General features: G+C 62.7%; 13 protein-coding genes. 4 read left to right on the plus strand and 9 right to left on the minus strand.

Features of this window, described 5'->3' with window-relative positions; all coding sequences use genetic code 11:
* Nucleotides 1–21: 21 nt before the first annotated feature.
* The 4 genes from FB466_RS07520 to FB466_RS07535 form a co-directional block, all read right to left on the minus strand.
* Nucleotides 22–684 (minus strand): TetR/AcrR family transcriptional regulator, encoded by a 663-nt coding sequence (locus tag FB466_RS07520; protein WP_141917310.1) that lies wholly within the window; start codon nt 682–684, stop codon nt 22–24.
* A gap of 12 nt (nt 685–696) precedes the next feature.
* The gene (locus FB466_RS07525; RefSeq protein ID WP_141917312.1) at nt 697–2,391 is read right to left on the minus strand and encodes an MDR family MFS transporter; all 1,695 of its coding nucleotides are present in this window, start codon (nt 2,389–2,391) and stop codon (nt 697–699) included.
* Between the two features lie 271 nt (nt 2,392–2,662).
* The gene (locus FB466_RS07530; RefSeq protein WP_141917315.1) at nt 2,663–3,499 is read right to left on the minus strand and encodes an aldo/keto reductase; all 837 of its coding nucleotides are present in this window, start codon (nt 3,497–3,499) and stop codon (nt 2,663–2,665) included.
* Between the two features lie 10 nt (nt 3,500–3,509).
* The gene (locus FB466_RS07535; protein WP_141917317.1) at nt 3,510–4,058 is read right to left on the minus strand and encodes a DinB family protein; all 549 of its coding nucleotides are present in this window, start codon (nt 4,056–4,058) and stop codon (nt 3,510–3,512) included.
* A 55-nt stretch (nt 4,059–4,113) separates the two neighbouring features.
* On the opposite strand from FB466_RS07535, the gene hrpA reads away from it, so the two are divergent.
* Complete coding sequence (gene hrpA / locus FB466_RS07540; protein WP_425460900.1) at nt 4,114–7,986, plus strand: ATP-dependent RNA helicase HrpA; 3,873 nt, start codon at nt 4,114–4,116, stop codon at nt 7,984–7,986.
* Nucleotides 7,987–8,070: 84 nt separating this feature from the next.
* A complete protein-coding gene (locus FB466_RS07545; RefSeq protein ID WP_141917321.1) occupies nt 8,071–9,276 on the plus strand; it encodes an MFS transporter in 1,206 nt (401 codons plus the stop codon).
* Between the two features lie 68 nt (nt 9,277–9,344).
* Here the strand turns inward: FB466_RS07545 and FB466_RS07550 are convergent, their stop codons facing one another.
* The 3 genes from FB466_RS07550 to FB466_RS07560 form a co-directional block, all read right to left on the minus strand.
* Nucleotides 9,345–9,776 carry a hypothetical protein gene (locus FB466_RS07550; protein WP_141917323.1) on the minus strand — a complete coding sequence of 144 codons (432 nt, stop codon included), beginning with the start codon at nt 9,774–9,776 and terminating at the stop codon, nt 9,345–9,347.
* Between the two features lie 353 nt (nt 9,777–10,129).
* Nucleotides 10,130–10,600: a MarR family winged helix-turn-helix transcriptional regulator gene (locus FB466_RS07555; protein WP_246054578.1), complete on the minus strand. Its 471-nt coding sequence runs from the start codon at nt 10,598–10,600 to the stop codon at nt 10,130–10,132.
* Nucleotides 10,597–11,718: an LLM class flavin-dependent oxidoreductase gene (locus tag FB466_RS07560; protein ID WP_141917325.1), complete on the minus strand. Its 1,122-nt coding sequence runs from the start codon at nt 11,716–11,718 to the stop codon at nt 10,597–10,599. Before FB466_RS07560 ends, FB466_RS07555 begins: the two co-directional genes overlap by 4 nt.
* Nucleotides 11,719–11,871: 153 nt before the next feature.
* On the opposite strand from FB466_RS07560, the gene FB466_RS07565 reads away from it, so the two are divergent.
* A complete protein-coding gene (locus tag FB466_RS07565; RefSeq protein WP_141917327.1) occupies nt 11,872–12,837 on the plus strand; it encodes a nitrilase-related carbon-nitrogen hydrolase in 966 nt (321 codons plus the stop codon).
* Nucleotides 12,838–12,953: 116 nt separating this feature from the next.
* The gene (locus tag FB466_RS07570) at nt 12,954–13,964 is read left to right on the plus strand and encodes an agmatine deiminase family protein (protein ID WP_141917912.1); all 1,011 of its coding nucleotides are present in this window, start codon (nt 12,954–12,956) and stop codon (nt 13,962–13,964) included.
* 57 nt (nt 13,965–14,021) lie between these two features.
* Here FB466_RS07570 and FB466_RS07575 read toward each other — a convergent pair whose 3' ends face one another.
* Nucleotides 14,022–14,408 carry an SHOCT domain-containing protein gene (locus tag FB466_RS07575; RefSeq protein ID WP_170206098.1) on the minus strand — a complete coding sequence of 129 codons (387 nt, stop codon included), beginning with the start codon at nt 14,406–14,408 and terminating at the stop codon, nt 14,022–14,024.
* 572 nt (nt 14,409–14,980) lie between these two features.
* Nucleotides 14,981–15,865, minus strand: a complete 885-nt coding sequence (locus tag FB466_RS07580) for an IS3 family transposase (protein WP_342777452.1) — start codon at nt 15,863–15,865, stop codon at nt 14,981–14,983.
* Between the last annotated feature and the right edge of the window lie 15 nt (nt 15,866–15,880).

The following is a 15,880-nucleotide window of genomic DNA, read 5'->3' on the forward strand; positions in this document are numbered from 1 at the left end:
AGGCCGCTCGGCGAGACACCGCTATCGTGCCCCCAGCACCCGTGCGGCGAGATCCCGTGCCCGCTGCAGGCCGGGGAGGATTCCCTCGGCAATCTGTTCACGCGCCCACTGCTCACTCGTAAATTTGAGGATGCACGCCGACATGTTGATTGTCATACGGGCCTCCTCTCGCATCTCCGGGGTAGCCTCGGTGAGCCCTCGCAGCCGCAGCATTCGCTGCAACACGGCAGCCGAGAGCACCTCCTGGAGAGCATCGACGCGGGCAAATATCATCCGCATGAGTTCGGGATGGCGCATAATCACCTCCCGACGTCGCACCCGCATCGACCGCTCATGCTCGGTGAGGGTGTCGAGAGTAGCGAGGAAGTCGAAAAGAACCGCCAGGGTATCGGCTCGATCATCTGCCACGATCCGGGCAAGATGCTCCTCCGTCACCTCCGGCGGCTCGTTGCCAAGCACAGCCTTTTCTTTGGTTCCAAAATAGTTGAAGAAGGTGCGCTGAGAAATCTCCGCCCGCTCACAGATGAGATCAACCGACACGCCGTCATACCCGCGCTCATCAACCAGGTTGACGGCGATGGTCTCCACTCGCTCGCGGAGCGCACGCTGCTTACGCTCACGCAGGCCCATCGCGGCCCCGGCACTAGGGCCGGGGCGCGACGGTGAGGGCGTGTCGGCTGTCATCACTCTGCGAGTCTATTGCTCAGCACGACGGCCCGCATCGGAGGCAGTACCCGCACCCACGCTCTCCGTGTCGCCGGGCAGCGCATCGGCCTCGGTAATTCCCTCGGCCTCGGCACCGTCGTTCGTACCGGCTGCACCCGCGACCGCGGCATCCTCACCGTAGGTGAGCGTTGTTTCGAGCGGCTTCTCGATCACAAATATCAGCGCGACAGCGGCCACAATCAGTAGTGGCAGCAGGTAGAGGAAGATGGGCGTCATCGAGTCGTTGTAGGACTCGATGATGGGGGTGCGGAACATATCAGGTAGATCACGCACCAGCGCGGGCGTGAGGCTGTTAGCCTCGGGGGCCGTCGCACCCGACCCTTCGGGAACGACGGGCATCCGCTCGGCGAGCAACTCACCCAGTCGCGTGGTGAAGAGGCTACCCACGATCGCGGCACCGAGCGTGGCACCGATCTCCCGAAAGAAATTATTCGACGCAGTCGCGGTTCCCACCTGGGAGACGGGGAATGAGTTCTGCACAATCAGCACGAGAATCTGCATTCCGAGACCGAGACCGAGACCAAAGATGCCGATAAAAAGGCCCACCACCCAGAGTTCAGTTTCGATCGTGAGGGTAGAGAGGAGTACCATCGCGACGGCGGTGATCAGCATACTTGCGATGGGCATCCACTTATAGTGGGCCGTGCGGCTCGCGAGTTGACCCGACACGATGCCAGAAACGAGCATCCCGGCCACCATGGGCAGCAGGAGCAGGCCGCTCTCGGTCGCGTTCAGGCTATGCACCATTTGCAGGTACGTGGGCAGGTAACCGATGGCACCGAACATCACCACACCGGCAATGAGACCGGCGATGGTTGAGAGGTTGAAGTTGCGGTCCCGGAACAGGTAGAGCGGGATAATCGGCTCGGCCGCGCGCTTCTCCACGAACAGGAACAGCACCCCGGAGACGACCGTTGCGGCGATGAGACCAAGAATCATGGGCGAATCCCACTCATAGTCTTTGCCACCCCACGAGGTGAAGAGCACGAGGCAGGTGACAAAGATCGCCATGACGCTGATGCCGGCGACGTCGAGTCGGGGCCGAGTGAAGTCGCGGTGCGGCAGCTTGAGGAAAATGAGAATGCTCACGAGGGCCAGCACGCCCAGCGGGATGTTGATCCAGAACGCCCAGCGCCAGCCGATACCCTCCGTAAACCAGCCGCCAAGAATGGGCCCCAGCACAGCAGCAAGACCGAATACGGCACCCATCGGCCCCATGTAGCGGCCACGGTCTTTCGGCGGAACGATATCGGCAATAACCGCCTGCGCGAGGATCATCAGACCACCACCGCCCAGACCTTGCACAGCCCGACCGGTGATCAGCCAGGTCATATCGGAAGCGAGGCCGCCAACCACCGAACCGATCATAAAGATCGAGATAGCCCCGAGGATCAGGCTCTTACGCCCAATTAGATCGCCAAGCTTTCCGTAAATCGGCATCATGATCGTGACGGCCACCACGTAGGCGGTGGTCACCCAGAGCATGTGGTCAACGCCATCGAGCTCGCCCACGATTGTGGGCAGGGCGGTCGAGAAGATCATCTGGTCAAGTGAACCCAGCAGCATCGCAATCAAGAGACCCACAAAAATCAGATTGATCTGTCTCTTCGGGAGCATTCCCGGTGGAGCCTGCTCGGTGACGGTTGGTGAAAGAGAGGTGGTCATTATGGTCTTTCAATGGGTAGTAGGAACGGAAAATGTGATCCCCCACACCATCGGAGACGATCAACACGACACAATGCAGTCACTAAACTTTTGCAGTTACTGCACGAATCTGCAAACTCTGAAGCTGAGGATATGCCGCGAGACGAGCCTAGCCACGACCACCGACATCCAGCCCCGTGCGCGTAACCGCGAGCGCCGCAGAGAACGCGACACAGAAAAGAAATGGCCCGCCACCCACACACGGGGCAACGGGCCGTATCACGCAGAAAGCCTAGTTTACCTCAAGCGGGTCACCACCGAGACGCAACTCCCGGTCAAGGGCAGTGATCGCGCTGCGCTCCTCCGAACTCAACTCAAAAGTAAAGAGATCCAGATTCTCGATAGCACGCTCACGCCGCGTGGTCTTCGGAAAGATGATGTTTCCCTGTTCCAGGTGCCAGCGAAGGACCACCTGGGCGGAGGATTTGCCGTGGGCCGCTGCGGCCGCCACAATCACAGGGTTTTCCAGCAGATCGGATTTGCCCTGCGAGAGCGGACCCCAGGCCTCCACCCGGATGTCATTACCCTGACAGAATTCAACCAATTCGCGCCGCTGGTGATAGGGATGCAATTCGATCTGGTTGACAGCGGGGATCACGCCGGTCTCGTCAATCAGGCGATCCAGGTGCGGAATCAGGAAGTTCGAGACGCCAATCGCCTTCGCGCGACCCGACTTCTCAATACGCTCCAGCACTCGCCAGGAATCCACGTAGGCATCCCGAGCCGGTGCCGGCCAGTGGATGAGATAGAGGTCCACGTAATCGAGTCCCAGGCGATCCAGACTCGCCTCAAACGCGGGCAGGGTCGTGTCGGCACCCTGGTCGGCGTTCCACAGCTTTGTCGTCACAAAAAGGTCATCACGGGCGATGCCGGAGGATGCGATAGCCCGGCCCACCCCCTCCTCGTTCTTGTAGATGGTAGCCGTATCGATGTGGCGGTAGCCCACCTCGAGCGCATCGGAGACCACCCGCTCAGCCTCGGGCGGGTCTACCAGGAAGACGCCAAACCCCAGCTGCGGGATGCGGGTGCCATTACTCAGTTCACACAGGGGAATTGTATTTTCAGCCATGCGCTCTACCCTACGCGTCGGCACCCTCGAGAAGCGGATTCTGCCGGTCGAGGTCGCCCACGTGATGAAAAACGTCGTGCAGGTAGTAGCGCAGCAGGGAGTCAATAGTAAACGCCGAACCGTTACTGCGCAGCCCGGGACGGTCACGCTGATCGCGCGGTACCGCCGCAAAAACGCCGACCGTGACTTCTCCTGCCGCCGCAAGCTCACGCCAAACCGTCGCGGGGTCCTGCTCGTTGTAGCGGGCCTCCGCCGCCGCCGCATCCGGACTCCAATTGGGATACGTGGGATTGTCGTGTGTGAGCATGAGCCCCACCCGCTCACCGAAGATGCGGTGCGCATCGCGCACATGGCAGGCGTATTCCAGGATGGACCAGGTCTCGACAGCGGGTCGCACCCGAACGTTCGGGGTGGCGAGCCCGGCCTGCCAGGGCACAATCGTGGCCCGAACGAGCGCGGGGATATCGTCGTAATCAAGATCGGCCACAGCCAACCCGCACTCCGCGCAGCGCTCGGTGAGTACCCAGGTCCAGTCTTTCGTTTCCGGTGTCATCGTCATGAAGCCCAGACTATCCAGTCCCCGACACGATTCAGGGGCAACCCGAGAGCGGCGTGTGACCACTGTCAGTGTTTCGGGGGAGAATAGACGAGCCATGCATCCCGAAGACCTTCAGATGACGTTTCCGCCCGAGCTCCCCGTTAGCCAATTGCGCGAAGAGATCGCCGAGGCGATCCGCGACAACCAGGTGGTCATCGTGGCCGGGGAGACCGGCTCGGGTAAAACCACCCAGTTGCCAAAGATCGCGCTCAGCCTGGGCCGCAGCCGCATCGGCCACACCCAGCCCCGGCGCATCGCGGCGCGCACCATTGCCGAGCGCATCGCGGAGGAGTTGGGCGAGGAGCTCGGCGGGCGTGTGGGATACCAGGTCCGATTCACCGATCGATCGAGCGCCAGCACGCAGATCAAGGTGATGACGGACGGCATCCTGCTCAACGAAATCCATCGCGACAAGACGCTGAGCGCCTACGACACGATCATCATCGACGAGGCGCACGAACGTAGCCTCAACATCGACTTCCTGCTCGGCTATTTCAAGACCCTGCTACCCCGGCGCCCCGATCTCAAACTCATCATCACCTCGGCCACGATCGACCCGGAGAGCTTCTCGAAACACTTCGGTGGTGCCCCCATTATCGAGGTATCGGGTCGCACCTTTCCCGTCGATATCCGCTATCGGCCGCTGATCGAGGAGGTGCCCGAGAGCACCCCGACCGGCCCGAAACCTCCCGCGTCAGTTGAACGCGATCTGTTTGACGCAATCGGCGACGCCCTCGACGAACTCTCTCGGGAATCCTCCGGCGATGTGCTCGTGTTCTTGAGCGGCGAGAGCGAGATTAGGGATGCCGCCGACGCAGTCGAGGGCCGTATCCGGGCCCACCGCCTCCCGGAGGGCACCGAGGTACTCCCGCTCTACGGCCGGCTCTCTTCGGCCGAACAGCACCGCGTCTTCGAAACGAGCCGTCGGCCCGGCACCCGGCGCCGAATCGTGCTCGCGACCAACGTGGCGGAGACGAGCCTGACGGTACCGGGCATCCGCTACGTGATTGATGCCGGCACAGCTCGTATCTCGCGGTATAGCGCCCGCTCTAAGGTGCAGCGCCTGCCCATCGAGGCGATCTCACAGGCATCGGCGAATCAGCGATCAGGCCGCTCGGGGCGCACTAGCCCGGGTATCGCCATCCGGCTCTACTCAGAAGAAGACTTCCAGAAACGTCCCGAGTTCACCGAGCCCGAGGTACTGCGCACGGGTCTCGCCTCGGTCATTCTCCAGATGATCTCGCTCGGCCTCGGCGATATCGCCGAATTCCCCTTCCTCACCCCGCCCGACTCGCGCGGAATCAAAGACGGACTCGATCTCCTCAGCGAGCTCGGTGCCATCACACCCAACCGCGACCAACTCGCACTCACCGGCGTGGGCCGCGACCTCGCCCGCCTGCCCATCGAGCCGCGCTTTGCGCGCATGGTCATCGAGTCGAAGAAGCACGGCGTCTCGCGCGAGGTGCTCGCAATCGTGGCGGGGCTCACGATTCAGGATGTCCGCGAGCGGCCCGTCGAAAAGCGCGAGCTCGCGGATGCCGCCCACCGTCGCTTTATCGACCCCACGAGCGATTTCCTCACGGTGCTCGCCCTCTGGAACTACCTGGAGGAAAAGCGCACCGAGCTCTCGTCCAGCGCGTTCCGGCGCCTGTGTAAAGCCGAGTACCTCAATTTCCTGCGCGTGCGCGAGTGGGGCGATCTGAACCGGCAGCTGCGCCAGGCGGCCAAACCATTGAGGCTGGAAGTGGCCGAGCCGAAGGTAGACCCCGACGGTATCCACCGCTCCCTGCTCGCCGGGCTGCTTTCGCACCTGGGGGTGCGAGACACCCGCACACCGGGCTCGGCCCCCGCCAGCGGGCGGCAACAGAAACGGCAATCAGCTGAGTACATCGGCTCACGCAATGCCAAGTTTGTCATCTTCCCGGGCTCGGCGCTGGCCAAGAAGCCGCCGCAGGCACTGATGTCCGTCGAGTTTGTCGAGACCTCACGCCTCTTCGCCCGCAGCAACGCCGCGATCGACCCGGCCTGGGCTGAGGAGTTGGCCGGACCTCTGGTCAAGCGCAGCATCGGCGAGCCGCACTGGGAGAAAAAGCAGGGAGCCGCTGTGGCCTACGAACGAGTCACCCTCTTTGGTGTGCCGCTCGTGGAGAAACGCCGTGTTCAGTTCGCCCGCTTCGACCCCGCGCACGCCCGCGAACTATTCATTCGGCACGCACTCGTGGAGGGTGAGTGGGATTCCCCCCAGGCCTTCGACAAAGCCAACAGACGGTTGCGTCGCGAATTGGAACAGCTCGAAGAGCGCTCACGCCGCCGCGATATTCTGCTGGGGGATGAGGCCGTGTACGCCTTCTACGACGCCCGCATCCCGGAGCATATCGCCTCCACCCGCAGCTTTGAGGGGTGGTGGCGTACCACCCGCCGAGACACCCCCGAACTGCTCACCATGCGCCGAGCCGACCTCCTCGAGGAGGAGGACAGCCCCGAGGTGAGCGAGACCGAGTTTCCGAAAGTCTGGCAACAGGGCGATCAGGCGCTCACCCTGAGTTACCGCTTCGAGCCGGGGGCGGAGGATGACGGGGTCACCGTCACCGTGCCCCTCCCGCTTCTTCCCCGCATTGACGGTGCCGACTTTGAACGGCTTGTACCCGGCCTGCGCCGCGATCTCGTCACGGCACTGATTAAGTCGCTACCCAAAGCCATACGTCGCCATGTGGTCCCCGCGGCCGATTGGGCCACCCGCCTGCTCGAACGGCTCGGGGAAGAGGCCGGTCACGGCGACTCCCTCACCGTGCAGCTCGCCGCTGAGATCCGGCGGGCCACGAGCGTCCCCGTGTCAGCCGCAGACTTCGACCTCGACCGCATCCCTGACCATCTGCGGCCCTCTTTTCGCGTGGTTGACCACCGCGGACGCACGGTTGCCCGGGGCAAGAACCTGGGCGAGCTACAAACCTCACACGCGACGAGTTCACGCGAGAGCGTCGCTCAGGTGGCCGCGGCCGCGGCACCCGCCCACGCGGTCGAACGCTCGGGGCTGACCGCGTGGGACTTCGGCGATCTCGCCCACGTGGTTGAGTCCCGGCACGGCGGTGGCGTGGTGCGTGCGTATCCCTCGCTGGTGGACACGGGGGCTGCCGTCGATATCCGCCTCGTGACAACCCCCGAAGAGCAGACCCGGCTGAGTCGGCGCGGTATCCGTCGCCTGCTCGTGCTGAGCACGCCCTCCCCCGTCTCCTATCTCAAGGAGCACCTCAGCCAGAACGAGAAGCTACTGCTCTCGGCCGGCCCGTACCGCGGCATCACGGCCGTGATGCAGGATGTATGCCTGGCCGTGGCGGATGCCGTGCTCACCGCCCGCAGCGGCGACAGCATCCTGTGGACCCAGGTCGAGTTCGAAGCCGCCCGCGACGACTTCTCGGCACAATTGATTGACTCGTCATATCGAGCGGTCGCCACCGTCGCGAGCGCCCTCGGTGCCGTACGCGATGCCCGTCGGGCCATCGAGAAGAACACGGCGATCACCCTGTTGCCCGCGCTGACCGACGCCCGCAACCAGCTTGACGCGCTCGTTTTCGACGGCTTCATCTCGCGCACCGGCCTGGGGCAGCTGGCGCGACTACCGGTATACGCGGCGGCGGTGACCGCCCGCATCCCCAAACTCGTGGAGAACCCGGGCCGCGACCGAGTGTGGATGACCGAGATTCAGCAACTCACCGAAAAGTACACCGATGCGGGCGGCACGCTGCCCGCGGGCGAGCACGCTCCCCCCGGGCTGACCCGCGTGCGCTGGCTGCTGGAGGAACTGAGGATCAGCCTCTTTGCCCAGCACCTCAGGGCAGCCGAGCAGGTCTCGGCTCCGCGCATCACACGAGCGCTCGCCGAGTTGCGCTGAGGCCCCCATCTCACAGCAGATACGCGGCGATTTCTCCCGGAACGAATGACAGGTCGGCCACTTTCGGAGTACGATGAACTCTCTGTGAGCACCTACAAAGAACTACTTCAAAGCCCGGGCGTGGGGCGCATCATTTTGGCGCAGTTGACCGCCCGTTTTCCCTTTGGAATGCTCTCCCTGGCCGTCCTCATCCACATTCAGCAGGTCACGGGTGCCTACGGCTCGGCGGGTCTCGTGCTGGCCGCGGCCAGCATCGGCCAGGCCATCTCTGGGCCGCTCACGAGCCGGTGGATGGGCGTGTGGGGAATGCGTCGAGTACTGCTCCTCACGATGATTGTCTGCATGCTGAGCGTGACCGCCATCGCCGTGTTTGTCATGCCGATTCCGCTCTACATGGTGGTCGCGTTTATCGCGGGCTTGTCCACACCACCCGTGCAGCCGGCCGTGCGCACCATTTACCCTAAGATGGTCACCTCACGACAGCTCACTCCGCTTTTTAGTTTGGATGCCTCCGCGCAAGAGATCATCTGGGTCCTCGGTCCCGTGGTCACGGTATTCATCTCCACCCAGCTGGGTTCGATGTATGGCATCCTCACCGCGGCCTTCCTGATTCTGGCCGGCGGCTCGTGGTTCATCTCGTCACCCGAGGTGAGTCGGGTGCGCATCCCCCGCAGCCGCGGGCGGATGGGGGCCGTGCTCAAACGACCCAGCGTTGTCGTGGCAACGGTTGTAGGATTCCTGCTGATCGGTGCGTGTGCAGCGGTGGAGGCTGGACTCATCGCCGTTTTCGACCACGGCATCAAGTCGGGTATAGTGCTCGCTATTTTCTCGGTGGGGTCGCTCGTGGGCGGCCTGTCAATGGGCCACGTTCCGATCAGTCCCTGGTCACTCGCCAAGCGTATGCTCATCATCGTGGTGGGCCTCGGCGTTGCCCTCCTGTGGCTCGACGTGTGGTGGCTGTCCATCACGCTTTTTGTCGCTGGCGTGGGTATCGCCCCCGCCCTCACTGTCCTCTTCGCCATGGTCTCGTCAACCGTTAAATTCAGCGAGACGGCGGAGGCCTACGGCTGGGTGGGTACCGGACAGCTCATCGGAGCCGCGGCCGGTTCCGCTGTCGCGGGTTTCCTCATCGACGGCGTCGGCCATGTGGGTGCGTTCTATGCCGCGACCGGCTTTGCCCTGCTGGGCTGTGTCGCGGCAGTGATCGGTCGTCGTTGGAGTCCGGACCTGCGCGGTCGGGATGCCAGCCCCATTCCCGATACCGAACCGATCGCGCTGCCCGGGCGATAGACACCCCCGCTCATGGCGGGCACACACAAACTCTCCCGGACACTATTCTCGGGAGAGTGTCAATGCGATTACGGGATGGTGTCGCCGTCGTCCTCGGTGTAGAACCGAACGTCGGAATCGGACATCGTGTATTCGTCTGCGTCGCCATCCGGCGAGGTAAAGTAGGCCACATCCTGCTCCGGCCCCACGTAGGTGACGGAGGACTGGGACGTCTCGACGCGCTCCTCACTGATATCCGTGGTGTCATCGTGTTGACGGGTGAGGAATGTTTCGAGCCCCTCACCTGCAGTGGTGATGCCCACCTGGATGAGTTCGCTCATCTCCTCGGAAAAATCGTGGGTGGAGGTCGAGGCGTCATCGGCAAAATCTCGAACCTGCTGTGTCGCGTCCCCCACGCTTTCCGTGTCGGGCGTCTGACGCCCTCTACCTGCCCGGCGGGGTTCCCCCGTGGTGGGGTCCTGGCGGGAAAACAGGTTACGGGCCGAATCAAAGATTCCCATAGAAATACACCTTCTACCGCCGAAGCGTTTCCGGCGACGATCTCACGATAGCCGAAACGAAATAGGATGCCGAATCACGGCCGATTCTACGCAGGTCGCTACCCCCCCTATATCTCCCAGCGCGTAGGGGGTGGTGGCACGGGTCAATCGGAGTGCATCACCGCCTGAAAAAGCGAGAAGGGCGGTGTTGTAGAACGCATCACAGCTCTACAACACCGCCGGTAACGGGGCCAAAATCGGTACGGGGGGGGTGTATACCGACGGAACCATTGGCAGAACGACCGTTACAGGGGTTAAAGACGAGTGCAACAACATTTCGTGACGCACATCACACAAACAAAACAGAAAAATCTTCAGCGGGAGGATTTTTCCGTGTGGGTTCGGGCCTGCATGGCGCTCGTGAGACGGGTGCTCAGGGCACGAAGGGTATCCATCTCGTCGTCGGACAGAAACTCGCCCACGGTATCTTCAATATCTCGGGCGTGCCTGCGGCCAATATCTTGGCGCACCCGGGTACCCTCCGCTGTCAGCCGCACGACCACACCACGCCCATCCCCCGGCGCAGGGGCCCGCTCCACCAGGTCACGGCGTTCCAAGCGCTCCATCATACGGCTGAGCGACGGCTGACTGATCAGGATGGAATTGTTGATGTCGTGCAGCCGCATCCCCCCGTCCGGTCCCCTGCTGAGGGTGTAGAGAACGTCGTATTCTTTCGGACTCAGACTGCCCCACACATCCCGGGCCGTGTAGTGGCGCATGAGTACCACCTGGGCGCGGAAGAGGGCTTCCCAGGTGTCACTGGCACGCTGCAGGTGGGAGGTCACGACCGCACCGTGCCGGGGGCCTCCCCCGCTGAGACGCCAGCCTCGGCGGCGCGTGCAGCAAGGAGCCCGGCGTGCGTGGGCCCGTCGGGCACATCGGCCGGACGGTTCGTGGCAAACTCGCGACGCAGCACAGGAACAACCTCCTCACCCAGAAGATCAAGCTGTTCCAGGACCGTTGTGAGGGGGAGACCGGCGTGATCCATCAAGAAAAGCTGGCGCTGATAGTCGCCAAACTCCTCCCGGAAGGCGAGGGTCTTGTCGATGACCTCCTGGGGGCTCCCCACCGATAGCGGGGTAGTTTCGGTAAACTCCTCCAGCGAGGGACCGTGTCCATACACGGGGGCGTTATTGAAGTAGGGGCGGAATTCCTTCACGGCATCCTGAGAATTCTTGCGGATAAAGGCCTGTCCACCCAGGCCCACGTAGGCTTGGCGCGCCGTACCGTGGCCATAGTGCTCGAAGCGCTCACGATAGATGTTGACCAGTTGCTGAAAGTGCCCCTTGGGCCAGAAAATGTTGTTGGCAAAGAAGCCGTCACCGTAGAACGCGGCCTGGTGCGCAATCTCGGGGCTGCGGATCGAGCCATGCCAGACGAATGGCGGCACGTCATCGAGCGGTCGGGGTGTGGCGGTGAAGCGCTGCAGGGGTGTGCGGAACTGGCCCTCCCAATCCACCACGTCTTCACGCCAGAGTCGGCGCAGCAGCGCATAGTTTTCGAGGGCCAGCGGGATGCCCTGGCGAATATCTTTACCAAACCAGGGGTATACGGGTCCGGTGTTCCCTCGACCCATCATCAGGTCAACGCGGCCACCCGCAAGGTGTTGGAGAGTGGCATAGTCTTCAGCAATTTTGACCGGATCGTTGGTGGTAATCAGGGTGGTCGAGGTGGAGAGGATGATCGATTCAGTCTGCGCCGCAATATACGCAAGCGTTGTGGTCGGCGACGACGGGACGAAGGGAGGATTGTGGTGCTCACCGGTGGCGAAGACGTCCAGCCCCACTTCCTCGGCTTTGCGCGCAATGGCGACGGTGGCCAGGATTCGTTCGTGTTCGGTGGGGGTCTTTCCCGTCGTGGGGTCGGTCGTGACATCGCCGACCGTGAAGATTCCAAATTGCATGGCTATCGCGCTCCTTTTTTCATGCGTTTGCATACTCTGTGCATAACCTGGCCACCGTGAAAGTTATTCCCTGCCACCGAATACCCTCGCCGGGTAGCGCCTCGGCCGGTAGACTCCGTAGCCACACACTTCACTTTGCCGAGGCGGTTCACCATGCGCGTTATCAGGTCTAAAGCACCAGAGTCTCTCTCCCGGGTTACCCCGAGCGAGCGGCCGCCGCTGCGCGTAGCACTCATCCAACACCGATGGGATGAACGCCCCGAGCGGCTCGTCACCGAACTGTGCGAAGGCATCCAGATCGCGGCAGCCGAGGGCGCACGTGTGGTGTTCCTGCCTGAACTAACGCTCTCTCGCTACCCTGCCGACACGCTCCCGCTGGGCACCCCGTCCGACATCGCCGAAGATCTCGAGACCGGTCCCACCCTCGCCTGGGCACGGCAGGCCGCATCCGACTATGGCGTGGCCGTGCACGCCTCGCTCTACGAGCGGGCGGACGGGATCGATGGCCGCGGATACAACCTGGCGATCCTCGTCTCACCGGGCGGTGAGATCCTGGCCCGCACGCGCAAACTGCATATCCCCGTCACGGCCGGTTACTATGAGGACAAATATTTTCGGCCGGGGCCCGCGGACGACCCCTACCCGGTCACGGAGGTGGCCGAGTGGTCGGGGGGCCGGTTTGGTTTCCCCACGTGCTGGGATGAGTGGTTCCCCGAGGTCGCACGGGCCTACTCGCTAGGTGGGGCAGATATCCTCGTCTACCCCACAGCGATTGGCTCGGAGCCCGACCACCCCACATTTGACACCCAACCGCTCTGGCAACAGGTGATCGTGGGCAACGGCATCGCGAATGGGCTCTTCATGGTTGTGCCCAACCGCTACGGCTCCGAGGGGGAGCTCACCTTCTACGGCTCCTCGTTCATCTCCGACCCCTACGGCCGAGTTCTGGTGCAAGCCCCGCGGGATGAGACCGCCGTACTCATCGCCGATCTTGACCTCGACCAGCGACGTGATTGGCTCGATCTCTTCCCCTTCCTCGCCACTCGACGACCCGATACCTACTCAACCCTCATGGAGCCGGTTGACCCCACCCACCCCCACGGACACAGGACGGCATAGCTATGGATCTCTCACAGGCACTCGCCAATGCGGCGGCCCGAGCCGGAGTTGACCTCGAAACCGGCGCGACCATCCCGGCACCCCGCCCCGCCGAGGGCAGCACAACCGGCTGGATCATGCCGCACGAGGGCGCACCCCACGAGCGCACGTGGCTGGCCTGGCCCACCGCGGGCTACGCACTCGGCAGCTCCGAGGTGGAGCGGGAAGAAGCCCAGCGAACATGGTCGGCCGTTGCCAACGCGGTCTCCGAGTTCGAGCCCGTCAGCATGGTCTGCAACCCCGGAGACGAGGCGGTGGCGCGCAGGCTCCTCTCGGGCAGCGTGGCGCTGCACAGCGCACCGCTCAACGACGCGTGGATGCGCGATATCGGCCCCAGTTTTGTGCTCTCCCCCGAAGGGACCCTCGGTGCCGTTGACTGGACCTTCAACGGCTGGGGCGAGCAGGAGTGGGCGCAGTGGGATAAAGACTCGCAGATTGCCCGCTACGTGGCCGAGTGGTCCGGGGCCGAACTCGTGCCATCCCGTTTGGTGAACGAGGGCGGCGGTATCCAGGTGGATGGCGAGGGCACCGTATTGCTCACCCAGACCGTGCAGTGTGACCCGCACCGCAACCCCGGGAAAACCCGCACCCAGATCGAGCGCGAGCTTGCCCGCACAATCGGGGCGACCAACGCTATCTGGTTCGACCGCGGCCTCACCCGCGACTCCGAGGCGCTCGGCACCCGTGGCCACGCCGATTTGCTGGCGGCGTTTGCCCGACCCGGCCTGGTTTTCGTGCACGACCAGCAGGATGCCGGACATCCGGATTCCGTGGTCAGCCGGGAGCTACACCACACGCTGCAAGAAGCAACAGACGCACACGGACAACACTTCGAACTGGTCTCGCTCCCGGCTCCACGTAACCTGCGCGACGCGGGTGGCTACGTAGACCACAGCTACGTCAATCACCTGGTGGTCAACGGCGGTGTGATTGCGTGCGGATTTAACGATCCCCACGACGAGGTGGCCGCCGGCATCCTCCGTGAGCACTATGAGGGGCGCGAGGTGGTCACGGTGGATGCGCGCGCGCTCTTCGACCGCGGCGGCGGCATCCACTGCATCACGCAGCAGCAACCCGTTAGCCGTTAAAAGCGTTGCGGGTCGGGTGCCGTCACCGACACCCGACCCGCTCGTCAGCTCTGGGGATTATCCGCCCGCGAGCGCCCGATTCTTCAGCGCGGTATATTCCTCCGGCGTAATCGCACCGGAGTCCAGAAGCGCCTTTGCCTTCGTAATCTCGTCGGCCGGTGCGGTCGAGGCCACCTGGCGAATGTAGTTGTTGGCGGCCTCCTGTGCTTTAGCCGCCTCAGTGGCCTGGCGCTCCGCCATCCCACGACCGCGGGCGATCAGGTAGACCAGCACGGTCAGGAACGGTAGGAAGACCAGGAAGATAATCCAGATAGCTTTCCACCACCCGTTGAGCGAGCGGTCCCGCACGAGGTCTCCGATCACGGAGAATAGCGCCATCAAATAGGCGATAAACGCGAATGCCCAGAAGAAGAACCAGATAACGTCCCAGATGTTTGACCACATAATGGCCACCACCCTTTCCTATTATGGGGCACCCTCCCCCGGGCACCGCCTTAGTTGAACAGTAGTACCGGACGGTCTTCGAGACTAGAGTTTTGTTAATAATTTTTCACCCCGTTTTTCGCCGTCTCGGTTACCCTCTGGGTGTGAAGTTCTCACACATTTTTGTGAAAATGGGGACGCCCTCACCAGGCCGAACGACTCGGAGAGACAGCCGGAAAACCCAACCGAGATACGTAGCGTGGACACCCCGCTGTGATTCACAGCTACCACCGCCCGGCGTGCCAGCGCTACTCTCGGCTCGGCTCCACCCGAGTCATCACGAGCGTATTCATTTCCTCACCGTCGGAGAAGTAGAGTGCACGACGCCCCTCCCGCAAGACCGTCTGCACAATCAGTCCTCTCCCTGCCGACCGCTCCACCGAGGCCCCCTCTGTCTCACCGAATGATTCAAAGTTCAGATGGATGCTGTGTTGCTGCCCTCGGCTCCCCCGCACATCCCACGTGCCACGACCAAAGAACTCTCCGCGCGAGACAGTGGTTTGGCCTGGGTTTAGTTCCGACTATTTTGTTCATCACTCGACGGTTGTCACGAGTGACTGCGCCTCAGCATAGTACGCCGTCTCAACCTCGACCGGGGTTCGCCTGCCTAGCTCGCCGTGGAGGCGCTCATTGTTCCACCACCACACATACTCCAGGGTGGCGAGTTCGACTTCCTCAACTGTTTTCCAGGGGCCACGCATGCGGATGAGTTCTGCTTTGTAGAGCGCGTTCACTGACTCGGCCAGGGCATTATCGTAGCTGTCACCTACGGTCCCCGTTGAAGGAATCGCCCCCAGTTCTCTGACGCGGTTGGAGTAGACCATCGACATGTAGTTCGATCCGTGGTCGCTGTGATGCACGGCCCCGTCGAGCGTTCCACCTGATTGCCAGGCCGCCATCTCAAGCGCCTGCAGCGGCAGTATCTCAGCTTTCAGTGTTGAGGCAACGTTCCAGCCAACGATCTTACGATCAAAGACATCAATAATGAACGCGGTGTATGCGAACCCAGCCCACGTAGCAACGTAAGTGATGTCACACACCAACAACTTCATTGGCCCGTCGGCCACGAACTGGCGTTCGACGAGATCACCCGGCAGCTGATCCCTGACGTCACTCGTTGTTGTGAAGGCTCTCTTCGAACGACGTACCCCACGCACTCCGGCGATTTTCATCAGACGCTCGGTTTGGTCGCGTCCGATGACCCACCCTGCTCTGGTGAGGAGGGCGTGCATCTTGCGGCGCCCGTAGACGCTGTAGTGCTGTTTGTGGAGTTGACGGATCTCGGTGACGAGAATCTCGTCGCGTAGTTTCCTGACCGACGGGAGTCTGTGTTTCGCTGCCCGATATCCTCGGGACGTCAGAAACACGAATTGCCGAGCCCAGCACACGGCACAGGAACTCAACCCCGAAACGATCACGATAGGTATCGATGA

This window comes from Klugiella xanthotipulae (assembly GCF_006716695.1).
Classification (GTDB): domain Bacteria; phylum Actinomycetota; class Actinomycetes; order Actinomycetales; family Microbacteriaceae; genus Klugiella; species Klugiella xanthotipulae.